Raw genomic sequence first — 17,661 nt, forward strand, 5'->3', positions numbered from 1 at the left:
AAGAAGCTTTTGGTGAATGGCAAGCCGCCTTCGCGAGCAGGCTCGCTCCTACAGGGGATTTTTGTGCACCTCAATTCCACTGTAGGAGCGAGCCTGCTCGCGAAGCTTTTGCCTTTTAGTTCAGTCCCGGATTCGCGACCAGGCGGTCGCCATTTTTCGCGAGGGACTTGAGGAATTCGCCCTGCAGTTGCGGATCATTGCGCGTCAGTTCGATCAGGCTCTGTTCCAGCTCACTGGCTTCTTCTTCAAGGCCCAGCTCCGACAGGCGTTTGACCCGGTGCACCCACTGGCTCACTTCATCACCTTCGAGGTCGTCGTAAATCAGCCCGTGGGCCTCATACAATTTGCTGCGCAAGGTGCTGCTGATGGCCAGCGAAGAGTCGGTGTGAACCTCGCCCGGTACGTCGGCAACCCGGATTAGCAAGCGGGTCAGATGGTTGATGTCATGTTCGGCGAACGGGCTGTCCAACAGGTTCAGGCGCAAGACGCCATTCTTGTCGGTGGTCAGATCAAAAGTGTCCTTGCCAGCCTTCACCTCGACCGGACGCTCGCTCCACGGCAGGCTTGAGTATTCCATGCGCTTGTCGCGCTGGATTTCATCAATGCCGGCGAGGTTTTGCTGGGCGCGTCCGTGAGACGGCGTGTTCATGAACGGGTTGAGCCCGGCGAAACCGTAGCTCAGCCAATCCTTGGTCATGCTGTCCGGCAGGTTGCCCAGGGCGAAGACGTTGACCACGTTGGCGCCGATACCAGCCACCACCGCCACCGCGCCCAGCGGGATCTCGTAGATCTCCCGCCAGGGTTGGTACGGCGTGTAACGGTCGTAGTGGCGCGTGACTTCGTACTCGGTGACTTCGAAAGTCTTCTGCTCGTGGATTCTCACCCGCCGCTGCGGCAGCTCAAGCACATCGGGCTCGCCGACATCGATCTGCAGGCTGTGGTCGAGCAATTTGCGCTCGACCCGTTCCTCGTGCTCGCTGCGTTGTGACATGTGATTGGCACAGCCGCTGACCAGCAGGGCGCCGCACAGGGCGGCGCCACCGAGGCCTAAGGTGTTTCGCTTGAACATGACGTCTCTATATCTGGTATCAGCGGCGGATGCGGGCCTGAAGGAAGGACAGTACGTCGGCGACCGGCAGCGCTTGTGCCTCGGCTTCGGTACGGCTCTTGTATTCCAGGTTGCCGTCGGCGAGGCCGCGGTCGCTGATCACGATCCGGTGCGGAATGCCGATCAGTTCCATGTCTGCGAACTTGATGCCCGGGCTGGTTTTCTTGTCGCGGTCGTCCAGCAGCACTTCGAAACCGGCAGCGGTCAGTTGCGCGTACAGCTTGTCGGTGGCTTCACGTACCTGCTCGGTTTCGTAGCGCAGCGGTACCAGGGCGATCTGGAAAGGCGCGAGGGTGTCGCTCCAGATGATCCCCTTCTCGTCATTGTTCTGCTCGATGGCGGCGGCCACCACGCGGGACACGCCGATGCCGTAGCAACCCATTTCCAGGGTGACCGGCTTGCCGTTCTCGCCCAGCACTTCGCACTTCATCGCCTTGCTGTACTTGTTGCCTAGCTGGAAGATGTGCCCGACTTCGATGCCGCGCTTGATTTCCAGGGTGCCCTTGCCGTCCGGGCTCGGATCACCGGCCACGACGTTGCGCAGGTCGGCGACGGTCGGAACCGCCAGGTCGCGCTCCCAGTTCACGCCAAAGTAGTGTTTGTCGTCGATGTTGGCACCGATGCCGAAGTCGCTCATCAGCTCGACCGAGCGGTCGATGATGATCGGTATCGGCAGGTTCAACGGGCCGAGGGAACCGGCGCCGGCGCCGATGGCGTCACGCAGTTCGGCGTCAGAGGCCATGACCAGCGGGCTGGCAACGCCCGGTTGCTGGGCCGCCTTGATTTCGTTGAGCTCGTGGTCACCGCGGATCACCAGGGCGATCAGCTTGCCTTCTTCTTCGGCGTGCACGATCAGGGTCTTGATGGTCTTTTCAATCGGCAGATTGAATTTCTCCACCAGAGCGGCGATGGTCTTGGTGTCCGGGGTGTCGACCAGGCGCAGTTCTTCGGTCGCAGCGGCGCGCGAAGTTTCGCGCGGCACGGCTTCGGCCTTCTCGATGTTGGCGGCGTAGTCAGAACCGTTGCTGAACACGATGTCGTCTTCACCGGAGTCGGCCAGTACGTGGAACTCGTGGGAGCCGGCACCGCCGATGGAGCCGTTGTCGGCTTCTACAGGACGGTATTTCAGGCCCAGGCGAGTGAACACGTTGCAGTACGCTTCGTGCATGCGGTCATAGGTGACCTGCAGCGAGGCCTGGTCGGCGTGGAACGAGTAGGCGTCCTTCATGATGAATTCGCGGCCGCGCATCAAGCCGAAGCGTGGACGGATTTCATCACGGAACTTGGTCTGGATCTGGTACAGGTTGATTGGCAGCTGCTTGTAACTGCTCAATTCGTTGCGCATCAGGTCGGTGATGACTTCTTCGTGGGTCGGGCCCGCGCAGAAGTCACGGTTGTGACGATCCTTGAAGCGCAGCAATTCAGGGCCGTACTCTTCCCAGCGACCGGATTCCTGCCACAGCTCAGCCGGTTGGGTACTCGGCATTAACACTTCGAGAGAACCGGCGGCGTTCATTTCCTCACGAACGACGGCCTCGACCTTGCGCATTACTCGCAAGCCCATCGGCAGCCAGGTGTACAGGCCCGAGGCGAGTTTGCGGATCATGCCGGCGCGCAGCATCAGCTGGTGGCTGATCACGACCGCGTCGGAAGGCGTTTCTTTCTGTGTGGCGAGCAAAAATTGACTGGTGCGCATGGTTGGCCGTTATCGATTGCTGATGACGAGAAATGACGGAGCATTGTACGGGCGAGATCCGCTGGCGTACAGGCGTGCGGTCGGTGGTGTGGCAGCAGGGCGCAATTCGCGCCACCCTGTGCAAAAGTTCCTGCAAACGTTTCCTACGATTCTTCGGCGACCTGGGTCGGCACCGGTTCCGGCGTGGGCGTGGGCCCGGCGCGGCGGCTTTCCTGGAACCAGTGCAAGGCGATCAGCAGCAGGGTGGGTACGCCTAGCAGGGCTGTGATCAGGAAGAAGTTGTGGTAACCGAATTTTTCCACCATGACCCCGGAGTAGCCGCCGATCAGGCGTGGCAGCAACAGCATGATCGAACTGAGCAGGGCGTACTGGGTGGCCGAGAACTTGAGGTTGGTCAGGCTCGACAGATACGCGACGAACGCCGACGTGGCCAGGCCTGAACTGAAGTTATCCAGGGAGATGGTCACGATCAGCATCTGCAGATTCGGGCCCATGTCGGCCAGCATCAGGAACAGCAGGTTGGTGGCGGCAGAGGCCGCACCACCGATGAACAGGATTGGCAAGATGCCGAAACGCACGATCAGCAGGCCACCCATGCCGGCTCCGACGAGGGTCATGATCAGGCCGAAGATCTTGCTGACGCTGGCAATCTGGTCCTTGGTGAAACCCTGGTCGATGTAGAACACATTGGCCATCACGCCCATGACCGTATCGGACATGCGATAGGTGGCGATCAGCCCGAGCAACAGGAAGGCCTGCCAGCGGTAACGCAGGATGAAATCGTTGACAGGTGTCAGCACGGGCGCCAGGCCACGGCGGCCCACGGCCGAGAGGCAGAGGGCCGTCAGGGTGGTGTAGAGGATCGCTCGCAGGAAGGCGCGGTCTTCGAGCAGCAGGTCAAGCAGGCTGACGCCATTGAATAGCACGCTGGCGAAGTCGGTGTAGTAGAGCTGGGTGAACATCGCGGGTACGGAAACCAGCAACACGATCAGCACGAACACCGATGCCAATTGATGCACAAAACTGTATCGGCCGGCCTGCAACTGAGTACGCAGTGGCACGGGCGGTTCGCGCATGAACAGGCTGGTCAGCAATGCCGGGACCATCAGGGCGCCGAACAGGATGTAGGTGCCAGCCCATGCCGAATGCTGGTAATTGAAACCGGTCGAGCCGAAACCTTCGGCGAAGTACAGGGCACCGGCGGTAGCCAGCAGGGCGGCGATCCGATAACCGGACATGTAGCTGGCGGCGAGTGCGGCCTGGCGGTTGTCCTCGGCGATTTCCAGGCGGTAGGCGTCTACCGCGATGTCCTGCGTCGCTGAAGCGAAGGCGACGACCACGGCAATCGCGATCAGCCAGGACAAATGCTTTTGTGGGTCGCAGAAACCCATCCCGATCAGGCCAAGGATCACCAGGGCCTGGGACAGTACCAGCCAGGATCGTCGTCGACCGAGCTTGCCGAGCAATGGCAGGCGCCATTGGTCGAGCAGCGGGGACCAGACCCACTTGAAAGCGTACGCCAGGCCGATGAGGCTGGCATAGCCAATGGTTTCACGCGCTACGCCGGCTTCACGCAGCCAGACCGAAAGCGTCGAAAACACCAGCATGTAGGGCAGGCCGGCGGCGAAACCAAGCAGCAACAGCACGAGTGTCGAAGGGCTGGCATAAGCGGCGAGCGCGGCGCGCCAGGTTTTACGGGGCATGGGCTGGAGTCTGCCTCAAGAAATACGGAAACAAAGCGCGCACTCTAACCGCTGTGCTCTACCGGGCGCCAGCCATGCCGCTGAATATCAACACGATTGTTCAGGATACTGACCCCCTCCATGCGTAAACGTGCGCGCTGTTCGTCGCCCGAGGCACTGCCCGCGGGCAGGCTCAGGCGCCCACCGGCGCCCAGCACGCGGTGCCAGGGCAATTTACTGTCGCCCGGAAGCTGGCTGAGTGTGCGACCAACCCAGCGGGCGGCTCGCCCCAGCCCTGCAAGCTCGGCCAATTGACCGTAGCTGACGACTTTGCCCTCGGGTACTTGCGCCAGCGTCAGGTACAGCGCCGTGCGTCGGATTTGCGCGGCGCTCTCGGGTTCATCGGTTGAATCGCTCACGGGCGTTATTCCTGAAGTAGTCGCTTTACCGCCTGTAGAGTAATTCCTGCACCGCTGGTTGAGAAATGAACTCGATAGAAATAGTCAGGTCAGTCCTTGTCAGGGTGTTGTTCCTACGGATAATGCCGACTTTTCTCGCAAGCTCGAGTTTGTATGTTGCTTATGTTGTCCAGATCCCTGTTATGCCTCGCCGTCCTCAGTGTCTCCACGCCCCTATTAGCCGATACCGTCTGGTTGAAGAACGGTGACAAGCTGAGCGGCAAGATCACGCTGTTCGATGGCGGCAAGTTGCTGATCCAGACCGAATACGCCGGCGCAGTGACCATCGACTGGAAGCAGGTCAAGACCCTGGACAGCGACCAGGAGATGCTGGTCAAGCAGGATGCCTACCATGGTGAGAAAGCCAAGTCGCTGAAGGCGGCGGACGCGGGCAAGGTGACGCTAGCCAACGGCGAAGCGCCGAAGACCGTCGAGCTGGCGAGCATCCAGCAGATTCTCAAGCCAAAACCGGTGGTCGAGGACCTGGTGTGGAAAGGCAACGTCGATCTCTCGCTGGATTCCCAGCGAGCGGAGAACGATACCGACGACTACGGCCTCGATTTCAAGACGACCGCGCGTCACGGTCGCTGGCGGCACACCGCTGAGGGCGAATACAACCGCGCGTTCCAGGATGATGTGGTGACCACCGACAACTGGCGAGCCGAATACTCCATCGACCGCTTCCTGACCGAACAATGGTTCTGGCAGGGACGCATGGTGTACAAGCGCGACAAGGTCGAAGACCTTTCCCGCCAGCGTACGGTCGGTACCGGTCCCGGCTATCAGTTCTGGGATGATGAGCTTGGAGCGTTCTCGCTCGGCTCGCTGCTCAATCGCACGGACTATGAGTTTGCCGATGGCAGCAAGGACAATTTCTACGCCTTGGCCATGAAGTGGGATTACAACCGCTACCTGGTGGGCAAGCGTGTCGAGTTCTTCACCAATGGTGAGGTTGGCAAGCCGCTGTCGGGCGTGGCCGATTACGCACTCGATGCCGAAATGGGGTTGCGCTACAAGGTGACTGACTGGGCTTCGCTGAACCTGAAGGCGGAACGCAATATCATCAGCGGCACCGACGATGCGGACCTGGACAAGACCCGCTACACCGCGGGGTTTGGCGTGGCCTGGTAAACAGATGAAAAAATCGCCACCTGCGACTATTCCTGAAGCTTAAGCACAGGCATTGTCGAAGGCGGCGATTTTTTTTGGTGCGGGCAAAACACTCGCCCACAAAAAAGCCCCGCTGTTGAGGGCGGGGCTTTTTACTAAAGCAAGGACAAGTTAGATAACTTGAACTTCTTCAGCTTGCATGCCTTTCTGACCGCGGGTAGCGATGAAAGAAACCTGTTGGCCTTCTTTCAGGCTTTTGAAGCCGTCGGATTGGATAGCTTTGAAGTGAACGAACAGGTCGTCACCGGATTGTGGAGTGATGAAGCCGAAGCCTTTTTCATCGTTGAACCACTTAACGGTACCGGTTTGGCGATTAGACATGGTGTAACTCCTTGAACAAAGATAACTGCGACTCAGGAAGAACCCTGGCCGAGACTGAGTGCAAAGAGCAGGAAAAATTCTTGTAGATGGTTGGATCGAAATTCAACATATCGTGTAGAGATTCTCAGTGACACAAGCAGCACAGTGGCGCCACCTTAACCCTTTTTCCGGAACGTGCCAATGCTTCTTGCGAAGGTTTCTCTGTTTTAGGGATCGGCGGTGTGACGGTTCGTCGCCAGGGCCCGCAATTGCTGCCGGTTCGGCGAGAACTTGCAGCGCGGACTTTGAACCCGGCGGCGCGCCCGGTAAGATGCCGGACAGAATTTTTCGACCTCGCTATTCAGGACACCCCGCCATGAGCATCAAATCGGACAAGTGGATTCGCCGCATGGCGCAGGAACACGGCATGATCGAGCCTTTCGTCGAGCGCCAGGTGCGCGGCAGCGACGATAGCCGTGTGATCTCCTACGGCGTGTCCAGCTACGGCTATGACGTGCGTTGCACCAATCATTTCAAGGTGTTCACCAACATCAATTCGGCCATCGTCGACCCGAAGAACTTCGACGCCGGCAGTTTCGTCGACATCCACAGCGACGTGTGCATCATCCCGCCGAACTCCTTCGCCCTGGCCAGCACCGTCGAGTACTTCCGCATCCCGCGCAATGTCTTGACCATCTGCCTGGGTAAAAGCACCTACGCGCGCTGCGGCATCATCGTCAACGTCACGCCGCTCGAGCCTGAGTGGGAAGGCCATGTGACCCTGGAGTTCTCCAACACCACCAACCTGCCGGCGAAAATCTACGCCAACGAAGGCGTGGCGCAGATGTTGTTCCTGGAATCTGACGAAGAATGTGAAGTGTCCTACAAGGACCGTGGCGGCAAGTACCAGGGCCAGCGTGGCGTGACCCTGCCGCGTACCTGAGTCAGCCGTCTGGCAAATGCCGGGAATTCCTGAGCGGGCGTACACTCTATGGGGTGTACTGTTCCGGTCTGCGCAAAGCGGGCCGGACCATCGCTCAGGAGTGCCGAATGAAGATCGATCCCCGAATCAGTGCTGAACTGGCAAGGCTTGAACCCAATCAGGTTGGCGTTCTGGCCTGGTCATTATTGGCGCATCCGCCCATCAGCATGGCGGGGGGCATCCCCGGTCAGCCTGACCCCGATACCCCGAACGAACAGCCCAACGAGCCCGGCGAACCGACCTTGCCGGATGAGCCGCCGCCGGTGCCAGTGGCGTAATAGACCAGACACGACAAAACCTGCGGGAGCGAGCAGGCTCGCTCCCGCAGGTTTTGTCGCTGGCGTTACTTGAGGTTTCCGCTGAGGAACTGCTTCAACCGCTCGCTCTTCGGGTTGCCCAGCACGTCGTCCGGCGCGCCTTCTTCCTCTACCAGGCCCTGGTGCAGGAACAGGACCTGGCTGGACACCTTGCGGGCGAAGCTCATTTCGTGGGTCACCATGATCATGGTCCGGCCTTCCTCGGCTAGGCCCTGGATCACCTTGAGCACTTCACCCACCAGTTCCGGATCCAGCGCCGAGGTCGGTTCGTCGAACAACATGACTTCCGGCTCCATCGCCAGCGCGCGGGCAATCGCGACCCGTTGCTGCTGGCCGCCGGACAGGAACGCCGGATACTGGTCAGCCACCCGGGACGCCAGGCCTACTTTGTCGAGATAACGGCGGGCGCGGTCCTCGGCTTCCTTCCTGTCGCAGCCCAAGACCCGGCGCGGCGCCATGGTGATGTTTTCCAACACCGTCATGTGGCTCCACAGGTTGAAGTGCTGGAACACCATGGCCAGGCGGGTGCGAATGCGCTGCAATTCATCGGCATCGGCCACGTGCATGCCGTGGCGATCCTTGATCATGCGCACGTTCTGCCCGTCGAGGCTCATGGCGCCGTCGTTGGGTTGTTCGAGGAAGTTGATGCAGCGCAAAAAGGTGCTTTTGCCCGAGCCGCTGGCGCCGATCAGGCTGATCACGTCGCCGGTCTTGGCCTTGAGTGAAACGCCTTTGAGGACTGCGTGATCGCCATAGCTTTTATGCAGGCCTTCGATGGTCAATTTGTACATGGGGCATGCATCCTCAAGGCGAAAGTAGATAGCCGCTGCGATAGGCTTCGGTGCCCGCGACGTGGGCGATCACCATGCCGGCAGTGGCCATGCGGCGCAGCGAACGGGCGTACATCAGCCCGGCGGCGGAGCAATGAACGGGGGTGACGCGATCGTTGATCGGGTCGATGATCTCGGCGATCAGTTGCCCGGCCTCCAGATACTCACCCGGCAGCGCGGTGAACACGAGCAGCCCGCCAACGGGCGTGGCCACTGGCTCGACACCGGCCAACGGCGTTGCGGGGTAGGGCAGGTCGGGCAGGGGCGAAGGTTCGCCGGCGATTGCGCCGAAATGGATCAAATAGTCGATCAGGGCCTGGCAGTCGAGGCTCGCCAGCGGGTGATTGACGTCGCCTTGGCCGCGCAACTCGACGGTCACGGAAAAGCTGCCCGGCGGAATGTCGAAGTGCTCGCCGAAGCGCTCCTTCAACTGCCACCACAGCAAGGTGAAGCATTCGTCGAATGATTGGCCGCCGGAATCGGTGGCCAACAGGCTGGCTTCGGCACCGATGTAGCGCGCCAGCGGCTCGACCCGGGGCCAGGCTTGCGGCGTGGTGTACAGGTGCGACACCGCTTCGAAATCGCAATGCAGGTCGAGCACCATGTCGGCGTCGCAGGCCAGTCGTTGCAGGGTCAGGCGCTGGGATTGCAGTTGGGTGCCGGCAGTCTGCCGGGCCAGTGCCTGGCGCAAGTGGCGGCGGATCAGTTGCAGGTTGTGCTGCGCATCGTCATTGAGCTGGCCATCGATGGCGTTGCCGACTTCCTCGCTGAGGTCGATGAACCAGCGGTTGAAGTTCTGCCCGCTTTCCAGCTCGTAGCGACCCAGCGGTACATCCATCAGCACCTGTTCCAGGCCGACCGGGTTGGCGATGGGTACCAGCACGATTTCGCTGCGCAGGCGTCCGGCGGCTTCCAGCTCCGCCAAGCGTTGCTTGAGGTGCCAGGCCACCAGCATGCCGGGCATTTCGTCGGCGTGCAGGGAGGCCTGGATGTAGATCTTGCCGGTGGCCGGTTGTGGGCCGAAGTGAAAACTGTGGATCTGTCGTGCGGTCCCCGGCAGCGGGGCCAGCAGGTCGTGTTTCTGGTGGCGCATCGGTTGTTTCCTGAAACTGGTTGAGACCTAGTGGGTCGGCCCGAGGAAGGCCAGCCATCGGCGTTCGGCAAGTCGGAACAGGCCGACCAGTGCAAACGTGACGGTCAGGTAGATCAGTGCGGCGATGCCGAACGACTGGAAGGTCAGGAAGGTCGCCGAGTTGGCGTCCCGAGCGACTTTCAGGATGTCCGGGATGGTCGCGGTGAAGGCCACGGTGGTCGAGTGCAGCATCAGGATCACTTCGTTGCTGTAGTACGGCAATGAGCGACGCAGCGCCGACGGCATGATCACATAGGCATACAGCTTCCAGCCGGTCAGGCCGTAGGCCTTGGCGGCTTCGACTTCGCCGTGGTTCATGCTGCGAATGGCCCCGGCGAAGATCTCCGTGGTGTAGGCGCAGGTGTTCAGCGAGAACGCCAGGATGGTGCAGTTCATCGCATCGCGAAAGAACGAGTCGAGCACCGGCTGCGCGCGGATGGCCGCCAGGCTGTAGATCCCGGTGTAGCAGATCAGCAGCTGGATATACAACGGCGTGCCACGGAACAGGTAGGTGTAGAACTGCACCGGCCAGCGAACATAGACACGCGGCGACACGCGTGCGATGGACAGCGGAATCGACACCAGGAAGCCGAAGAAGATCGACGCGCTGAGCAACCACAGCGTCATGGCCAGGCCGGTGATGTTCATGCCGTCGCTATAAAGGAAGGGTTTCCAGTATTCCTGCAGGAGCTCGATCATCGTACGGCCTCCCGGGTCCCGGCGGAGTAGCGGCGTTCAAGCCTGCGCAGGATGAAGTTGGATGCGCTGGTGATCAGCAGGTAGATCAACGCGGCGAGCACCAGGAAGTAGAACAATTGATAGCTGCTTTTGCCGGCGTCCTGGGCGGCCTTGACCAGGTCGGCCAGACCGATGATCGACACCAGGGCCGTGGCCTTGAGCATCACCATCCAGTTATTGCCAATACCCGGCAGCGCATAACGCATCATTTGCGGGAACACCACGATCCAGAAACGCTGGCCGCGTTTGAGGCCATAAGCAGTGGCGGCTTCGACCTGGCCCCGTGGAACCGCGAGGATCGCGCCACGAAAGGTTTCGGTGAAATACGCGCCGTAGATGAAGCCCAGGGTAATGACCCCGGCGCTGAACGGGTTGATCTCGATGTACTCCCATTCCATGTAGTCGGTCAGGGACGTCAGCCAGGTTTGCAGGCTGTAGAAGATCAGCAGCATCAGGACCAGGTCCGGTACGCCGCGAATGAGGGTGGTGTAGAGCTGGGCAGGTACGCGCATCAGTTTGATTTTTGACAATTTGGCACTGGCGCCCAGCAGCCCGAGCAACACGGCTACCAATAGCGACAACGCCGACAGCTTGATCGTCATCCAGGTGCCTTGCATCAGCAACGGACCGAAGCCCTGGAGGCTGAAGGCAGAGAGCCCCAGATTTTGTAATAGGTTTTCGAACATAAATCAGCAACCTGATCGGAAGAAAAAAGCGCCCATCGCGAGATGGGCGCCGGGCATTATTTGCCGCTGTACAGATTCAGATCGCCAAAGTGTTTCTTCTGGATGGTGGCGTAGGTGCCATCATCGTGTAACGCTTTGATACCTTTATCCAAAAGTGCTTTCAGCTCGGTGTTACCTTTCTTAATGCCAATGGCTGTCTTGGCTGGCAGCAAATGGTCGTCGAGTGGTTTGCTGACGTCATAGTCGGCACCTTGTGGCGACTTCAGGAAGCCCAGTTCGGCTTGCAGCATGTCCTGGATGCCCGCGTCGAGACGACCGGAAGTCAAGTCAGCGTAAACCTGGTCCTGGTTGGCGTAGGCCTGGGTTTTCACGCCAGCCTTGTCCAGTACGGCCTTGGCATAGGCTTCCTGGATGGTGCCTTGTTCGTAGCCGACGGTCTTGCCCTTGAGCGAGGCGATGTCTTCGGTCACGCCCGAACCTTTCTTGGACACGTAGGCGGTTGGGCCGGAGAACAGCTCGCTGGAGAAATCGATGACTTTTTCGCGGGCTTCGGTCTGGGTCATCGAGGAGATCACGCCGTCGAATTTATTGGCTTTGAGGCCCGGGATCATGCCGTCGAAGTCACTTTCGACCCATTTGCACTTGACCTTCAGTTCGGCGCAGATTGCGTTCCCCAGATCGATGTCGAAGCCCACCAGGCTGCCATCGGCCGCTTTCGACTCGAACGGTGCGTAGGAAGGATCAACGCCGAAACGCAATTCTTTGTATTCCTTCGCCATGGCGGAGCCAGCTGCGATGCACAACGCCAGTGCAGAAAGGGTCAGCAATGCTTTTTTCATTATTCAATCCCTAAAAACCAATATGAGCGCTTGTGGCGCAGAATTATTGTTACTGGAAAGCGTAAGACCTATAGAAAGTAGCAATTTCCGAACCAGAGTGCCGAACAAGCGTTTTAAAAGGTGCCTGGAGTTTGGCCGGAGACAGATTTATGCACGAAAACGGGCGCATGGAAATGGGCGCACCAGTTCGGTTCGAAAAGAAAAAAATATCAGGGGTGAGCCGGCGGGCTAGCCGAGCAGATTCTGCAGGGTTGACAGGCTGTCGGCGTCTTCGACCGACTTGTCCTTGCGCCAGCGCAACATCCGCGGGAAGCGTACGGCAATCCCGCTCTTGTGGCGACGGGAGAGGGCGATGCCTTCAAATCCCAGTTCAAACACCAGGCTCGGTTGCACGCTGCTCACCGGCCCGAATTTTTCCACGGTGGTCTTGCGCACGATGCTGTCGACCTGGCGAATTTCATCATCGGTCAACCCCGAATAGGCTTTGGCGAACGGCACCAGCGAGCGTTCGCTGGCGTCCGGCGGACCGTCCCAGACGGCGAAGGTGTAATCGCTGTAGAGACTGGCCCGGCGCCCTTGTCCCCGTTGCGCATAGATCAGCACGGCGTCGACGCTGAACGGGTCGACTTTCCATTTCCACCACACGCCCATGTCCTTGGTCCGGCCGACGCCGTACAGGGCATCGCGGGCCTTGAGCATCAGGCCCTCGACACCCAAGGCACGGGACGCCTCGCGTTGGCGGGCGAGGTCGGCCCAGGTGTCGGCGGTCAGCAGCGGCGAAACGCGCAGCAACGGGTTTGCGCAGTGATCGACCACTCGTTCCAATTGCTCGCGGCGTGCGGTTTGCGGCTGGTTGCGCCAGTCTTCGCCCTGCCATTCCAGCAGGTCGAAGGCGAGGAGCACCACCGGTACTTCTTCGAGGATTTTGCGGTCCACGGTCTTGCGAGTGATGCGCTGCTGGAGGAGAGCAAACGGTTGGACGGCCACCCCGGTGTCCTTGTCGCTGTTGGGGGGCGCTGGTTTCCAGGCGAGGATTTCGCCGTCGATCACCGTGCCGTCGGGCAGCCTGGCCAGCAAACTGTCGAACTCGGGAAAGCGCTCGGTGACCAGTTCTTCACCCCGCGACCAGATCCACATAAGCCCGTCGCGCTTGATCAATTGGGCGCGGATGCCATCCCATTTCCATTCCACCTGCCAGTGCTCGACAGGGCCGAGCAGTGCGTCGAACTGCTGCACCGAGGGCGACAAGGCGTGGGCGAGAAAAAATGGGTAAGGCTGGCCGCCGCGCTGCGCGTGCTCGTGGCTCGATTCGGCTGCGATCAATTTCAGGTAGCTACCGGCATTCGGGCGATGGCTCTGGTCGGTGTAGCCGACCATGCGCTGGGCCACGCGTTTGCTGTCGAGATGGGCCATGGCTGCCAGCGCACGGGTGACCAGCAGCTTGGACACGCCAACGCGCAAACTGCCGGTGATCAGCTTGATACAGAGCATCAGGCTCTGGCGATCGAGTTGTGCCCACAACGCCGGTAATTTTTGCGCTAAGTTTTGCGGCGTTTCACCGCGCAGGGGCAGCAGCTTGTCCTCGATCCATACCGCCAGTCCATCCTCTGAGCGATGGGCAGAATCCGGCAGTAGCAGGGAAATGGTTTCCGCCAGGTCGCCGACGGCCTGGTAGCTCTCTTCGAACAACCATTGCGATAGACCGGAGTACGCAACGGCCATCTCCCGCAAAATGCGCACCGGCACCAGTTGCCGTGGGCGTCCGCCGGACAGGAAATACACCGCCCACGCAGCGTCTTGCGGCGCAGCACTGGCGAAGTAGTTTTGCATCGCCGCGAGCTTGGCGTTGTTCGACGTGGAGGCATCGAGTTCGGCATACAGCTCGGCGAATGCCTTCATGGCAACACCTCGGCGGGTTCGGCTTCGGCGAGGGCGATGTCCTCGTCGTCATTGCCGTATTCGGTACTGAACGCCGAGGCATCGAGGCCCAGTTCGCGCAGATGGCGCACCAGCACCCCGACCGAGCCATGGGTGACCAGTACTCGTTCGGCGCCGGTCTGTTCGATGGCCCACAGCAGGCCGGGCCAGTCGGCGTGGTCAGAGAGGACGAAACCACGGTCCACACCACGGCGCCTACGAGTGCCGCGCAAGCGCATCCAGCCACTGGCAAAACCATCGCTGTAGTCGCCGAAACGCCGCAACCAGCTGCTGTTTGCCACAGAGGGCGGTGCAAGGACCAGCGCTTTGCGCAGCAACGGGTCGCTTTTCTTCATTTCGGTGGCATGGATCGTTGGCGGCAAATAAATGCCTGCTTCGCGATAAGCCTCGTTGATCGTCTCCACCGCGCCGTGCACCAGAATCGGGCCCAGTTGCGCGTCGATGCCATGGAGGATGCGCTGGGCCTTGCCCAGGGAATAGCTGAACAGCACGCTGGTTCGGTTGACCGCCGCATTGGCCTGCCACCATTGATTGATTTCGGCAAACACTTGCGCCTGGGGTTGCCAGCGGTAGATCGGCAGGCCAAAGGTCGATTCGGTAATGAAGGTATCGCAGCGCACTGGTTCAAACGGCGCGCACGTGCCATCGGGTTCGATCTTGTAGTCCCCGGACGCGACCCAGACTTCACCGCCGTATTCCAGGCGCACCTGAGCTGAGCCGAGCACGTGGCCGGCAGGATGGAAGCTCAGGAACACGCCGTGGTGTAGCAGGCGTTCACCGTAACGCAGGGTTTGCAGGCTGATGTCGTGGCCCAGTCGTGCGCGCAGGATCGCTTCGCCGGGCGCAGCCGCCAGGTAATGCTGGTTGCCGGCGCGGGCATGATCGCCATGGGCGTGAGTGATGACCGAGCGTTCGACCGGCCGCCACGGGTCGATATAGAAGTCGCCGGCGGGGCAGTACAAACCTTCGGGGCGCGAGATAACAAGGTCCATGGCGGTGCCAGAGTGAAGGGAACTTGTTAGCTATGAGGTGAGCGCGAGGCGAGAAGTTCTATCTGTTTTCAAGGTGCCAATCCCGGCCTTTGTAGGAGCGAGCCTGCTCGCGATCGCGGTGTTTCAGTCACATCGATGTTGACTGATAGGGCGCCATCGCGAGCAGGCTCGCTCCTACAAAGGGCAATTACTTGCCGGGTGTCAGCGTCAATCGATTCTTGCCATAGGCGTTGTCGAAGTTCTGCGGTTGCATCGGCAGGCTCATGTACTGGCCCTTGAGCCAGGGGTCGATGCTGTTGAGGTAGTTGGGACTTGCCGGGTTGCCGGACTGGCCGGTGCTGTTCTGCGCCATCAGCGGTTCGGACTGGCCGAAGTCGACGATAAAGCGCATGGCTGGCGCCAGCGTGGTATTGAAGTCCTGGCCCCAGGCGAATGCCGCGGTGTTGAGCGTGGTGTGATCGCCGCCGGCCGGCAGCGGGTCGCGCACGGTCTGGCCGCTGCTGTTTTTCCATTCATAGCGGTGCAGTTTGCCCCACTGCCAGGCTTTGTGGTCGCCGCCCAACTGGCTATCACCCGCGCTGATCGCGGCGGCAAGGCTGCGCGCGAGAATGGCCGGTTTGTCTTCTTTTTGCGCGGTGCGCACGTCATCCCAGAACGGGCTGTCTTCACGCCCGAGCAGGTGATCGGCCTGGGCGGCGTAGGACAACTTGCCGTCGGCGACAAAGGCTTTCCAGGCCGGGCTGCTTTCAGGGCCCAACTCGTCGAGGAAGATCTGCTTGGTGCTTTCCTGCAGGAACAGTTCGTAGATCGCCGCATCGGCGGACGTCGGGCTGAGCTTGCCGTCGAACGCCATCAAGCGGCTGTAGGCTTCGTGAGCCTTGGACCGGTCGGCCGCCGGCAGGGCCTCGATGGCGTGTTTGAGCGGCTGGGCCATGCCCGGTGCTTCGAACATTTTCTTCAGCTTGGCGGCGAAGGTGGTGGTCTGGTCGTACTGCATCGCGATCACGCTTCGGCTGTCGTGCTTGCCGGCGCCGGCCAGTTCAGCCAAGCGCTCGCCGCGTTCCGGCGCGGCCCAGGAATTGGACAACTGCATGCCGTAGCCATGGGGAATGACCCGCTGGTTGGCGGTGCCGATCCAGCCTTGGGCCGGGTCCTGGTCGTATGGGTGCAGCATCGGGTCGGCATAGCCGTCCCAATCGTAGCGACCTTCCCAACCCGGCGAGGGCAGCAGGCCTTCGCCTTCGCGGCGGTTCGGGTAACGTCCGGTGACTTGCCAGCCAATGTGGCTCGCGTCGGCAAACACCAGGTTCAGCGCGATGGCGCGGATCTCGCGGCTGGCGTCCGAGGCTCGCTCGACGCTCTGGGCGCGGGACAGGTCGAAGAAGGCGTCCAGGGTCTTGTCGTCGGTGAAGCTCGGCGTCTGCAAGGCCAGGCCGTAACCATTGGCGAGCGTGGTGCCCTGGGCGCTGTTGAGCAGCGGACCGTGGCGGGTTTCGTACACCGCTTCGCGAATCGGCCGCTGGCCTTTGACGAAGTAGGTTTCGTTGCGCACGATCGCCGGCTGCCACTTGCCGGCGTTTTCGTAGGTGAGCCCATTGCCTTGGCGTTTGATTTTCTCCAGGAACAGGTCCTGGTTATCGCCCATCACCGAGGTCATGCTCCACGCCACTTTGCCGTTGAAACCGCCCAGCACCATCGGCAGGCCAGCGATGGTCACGCCGGACGCCTGGTATTTTGGCGCACGAATCTGCACGTAGCTGAACAGAGACGGCACGCCCAGCGGACCATGACTGTCGCTGGCCAACAGGCTTTTGCCGCTGCGACTGCGTTGCGGGGCGATGGCCCAATTGTTCGAGGTGGTGGCGCCCAGCAGGTTGAGGTCGGACAGTTGGCCCGTGGCCTTGCTCAGTTCGGCCAACCCCGGTACTTGCCCGTTGAGCTTGAGGCCTTGCAGTTTTTCGCTTTCGCCAACCGGCAACTTTTCATCGGGCGCCGACGGCGTCAGCCACGCCAACTTGTCGGTGGTGATGGTCTGGGCCAGCACCAGTGAGGAAATTTCTTCCGGCAGGTTGGTCGACTGGCTGAAGTTCAGCAGGCAGAAAATCAGCGCGGAATCTTCCGGCTGCCAGTATTCAGGCTGATAACCGGTGGCCGCGAGGTCCGCCGGTAGCTTGTCGCGGTAGCGGAACAGGTAGGCGTTGACCCCGCGGGCATAGACTTCGAAGAAGCGCTTGAGGCGCGGCGAAGAGGCTTTATACAACTCGCCGGCGCTTTTCTTCAGATTGACGGCGCGCATGTAGCGGTCGGCATCGAGCAAATCTGCGCCGTACATCTCGGCCAAACGGCCTTGGGCCAGCAGGCGCAGGGTGGCCATCTGGGTGATGCGGTCGCTGGCGTGCACGTAGCCCAAGGTGAACAGGGCGTCGTGGAAGCTGTTGCTTTCGATCAGCGGCATGCCCATGGCATTGCGGCGTACCGAAACGTTCTGCGCCAGGCCCTTGAGCGGTTGCACGCCAGAGGTCGGCGGGAGGCTGTCCTGGGCGTTGAAGTTCTGACAACCGGTCAGGCTCAAGACGCCGGCCACTGCTGCGGCAACGCCGAACCGGGGTAGAAAACGAGTAAGGGCTGGCGAGGCCATGGCAAAGCTCCTGCGGGGGGTAGCGTCAGTAAAGGCGCTACGTTAGTGAGCAGGAGGTGGCCGCGCAAGCGGGGCATCGGCTTATTTGAACAATTGTCGGCTAAACGGGGAAGATCGCCGCCTTGTCAGGCGCAACCGGTGATGTTGAAGTGCGA

At 60.7% G+C, this 17,661-nt stretch carries 16 protein-coding genes and 1 pseudogene; 3 read left to right on the forward strand and 14 right to left on the reverse strand.

Annotation, left to right across the window (positions count from 1 at the left end; translation table 11 throughout):
- Positions 1–115: 115 nt before the first annotated feature.
- From J1D76_RS25685 to J1D76_RS25705, 5 genes and pseudogenes are all read right to left on the reverse strand, one after another.
- A complete protein-coding gene (locus J1D76_RS25685; RefSeq protein ID WP_421141185.1) occupies positions 116–1,069 on the reverse strand; it encodes a hypothetical protein in 954 nt (317 codons plus the stop codon).
- 19 nt (positions 1,070–1,088) lie between these two features.
- Positions 1,089–2,804 carry a proline--tRNA ligase gene (locus J1D76_RS25690; protein ID WP_421141186.1) on the reverse strand — a complete coding sequence of 572 codons (1,716 nt, stop codon included), beginning with the start codon at positions 2,802–2,804 and terminating at the stop codon, positions 1,089–1,091.
- A 143-nt stretch (positions 2,805–2,947) separates the two neighbouring features.
- Positions 2,948–4,507, reverse strand: coding sequence for an AmpG family muropeptide MFS transporter (locus J1D76_RS25695; RefSeq protein WP_421141187.1), 1,560 nt, complete (start codon positions 4,505–4,507; stop codon positions 2,948–2,950).
- A 44-nt stretch (positions 4,508–4,551) separates the two neighbouring features.
- Positions 4,552–4,905 (reverse strand): MGMT family protein, encoded by a 354-nt coding sequence (locus J1D76_RS25700; RefSeq protein ID WP_421141188.1) that lies wholly within the window; start codon positions 4,903–4,905, stop codon positions 4,552–4,554.
- Positions 4,906–5,278: 373 nt separating this feature from the next.
- A pseudogene (locus tag J1D76_RS25705) lies at positions 5,279–5,353 on the reverse strand (hypothetical protein); the annotation flags it as partial.
- A 77-nt stretch (positions 5,354–5,430) separates the two neighbouring features.
- Between J1D76_RS25705 and J1D76_RS25710 the strand changes: the two are divergent.
- Positions 5,431–6,075 (forward strand): DUF481 domain-containing protein, encoded by a 645-nt coding sequence (locus J1D76_RS25710; protein WP_421141226.1) that lies wholly within the window; start codon positions 5,431–5,433, stop codon positions 6,073–6,075.
- Between the two features lie 150 nt (positions 6,076–6,225).
- Here J1D76_RS25710 and J1D76_RS25715 read toward each other — a convergent pair whose 3' ends face one another.
- Positions 6,226–6,435: a cold-shock protein gene (locus J1D76_RS25715; protein ID WP_002554837.1), complete on the reverse strand. Its 210-nt coding sequence runs from the start codon at positions 6,433–6,435 to the stop codon at positions 6,226–6,228.
- Positions 6,436–6,790: 355 nt separating this feature from the next.
- Here J1D76_RS25715 and dcd point away from each other — a divergent pair, with 355 nt between their 5' ends.
- Positions 6,791–7,357 (forward strand): dCTP deaminase, encoded by a 567-nt coding sequence (gene dcd / locus J1D76_RS25720; RefSeq protein WP_007904652.1) that lies wholly within the window; start codon positions 6,791–6,793, stop codon positions 7,355–7,357.
- A gap of 107 nt (positions 7,358–7,464) precedes the next feature.
- The gene (locus J1D76_RS25725) at positions 7,465–7,674 is read left to right on the forward strand and encodes a hypothetical protein (RefSeq protein ID WP_421141190.1); all 210 of its coding nucleotides are present in this window, start codon (positions 7,465–7,467) and stop codon (positions 7,672–7,674) included.
- Positions 7,675–7,739: 65 nt separating this feature from the next.
- Here J1D76_RS25725 and J1D76_RS25730 read toward each other — a convergent pair whose 3' ends face one another.
- The 8 genes from J1D76_RS25730 to J1D76_RS25765 form a co-directional block, all read right to left on the reverse strand.
- Positions 7,740–8,504, reverse strand: a complete 765-nt coding sequence (locus J1D76_RS25730; protein ID WP_421141192.1) for an ABC transporter ATP-binding protein — start codon at positions 8,502–8,504, stop codon at positions 7,740–7,742.
- A 13-nt stretch (positions 8,505–8,517) separates the two neighbouring features.
- Complete coding sequence (locus tag J1D76_RS25735; RefSeq protein WP_421141194.1) at positions 8,518–9,636, reverse strand: succinylglutamate desuccinylase/aspartoacylase family protein; 1,119 nt, start codon at positions 9,634–9,636, stop codon at positions 8,518–8,520.
- Positions 9,637–9,663: 27 nt separating this feature from the next.
- Entirely contained in the window at positions 9,664–10,374 is a 711-nt protein-coding gene (locus J1D76_RS25740; RefSeq protein WP_421141195.1) for an ABC transporter permease, read from the reverse strand.
- Positions 10,371–11,099, reverse strand: a complete 729-nt coding sequence (locus tag J1D76_RS25745; RefSeq protein ID WP_421141197.1) for an ABC transporter permease — start codon at positions 11,097–11,099, stop codon at positions 10,371–10,373. Before J1D76_RS25745 ends, J1D76_RS25740 begins: the two co-directional genes overlap by 4 nt.
- 56 nt (positions 11,100–11,155) lie before the next feature.
- Positions 11,156–11,938, reverse strand: a complete 783-nt coding sequence (locus tag J1D76_RS25750; RefSeq protein ID WP_421141198.1) for a transporter substrate-binding domain-containing protein — start codon at positions 11,936–11,938, stop codon at positions 11,156–11,158.
- 228 nt (positions 11,939–12,166) lie between these two features.
- Positions 12,167–13,837, reverse strand: a complete 1,671-nt coding sequence (locus tag J1D76_RS25755; RefSeq protein ID WP_421141199.1) for an ATP-dependent DNA ligase — start codon at positions 13,835–13,837, stop codon at positions 12,167–12,169.
- Positions 13,834–14,868, reverse strand: coding sequence for a ligase-associated DNA damage response exonuclease (locus tag J1D76_RS25760; protein ID WP_421141201.1), 1,035 nt, complete (start codon positions 14,866–14,868; stop codon positions 13,834–13,836). The genes J1D76_RS25755 and J1D76_RS25760 overlap by 4 nt, the downstream gene beginning before the upstream one ends.
- Before the next feature lie 187 nt (positions 14,869–15,055).
- Complete coding sequence (locus J1D76_RS25765) at positions 15,056–17,506, reverse strand: penicillin acylase family protein (protein WP_421141202.1); 2,451 nt, start codon at positions 17,504–17,506, stop codon at positions 15,056–15,058.
- Positions 17,507–17,661 lie beyond the last annotated feature (155 nt).

The organism is Pseudomonas sp. NFX15 (genome assembly GCF_049132105.1).
GTDB lineage: Bacteria > Pseudomonadota > Gammaproteobacteria > Pseudomonadales > Pseudomonadaceae > Aquipseudomonas.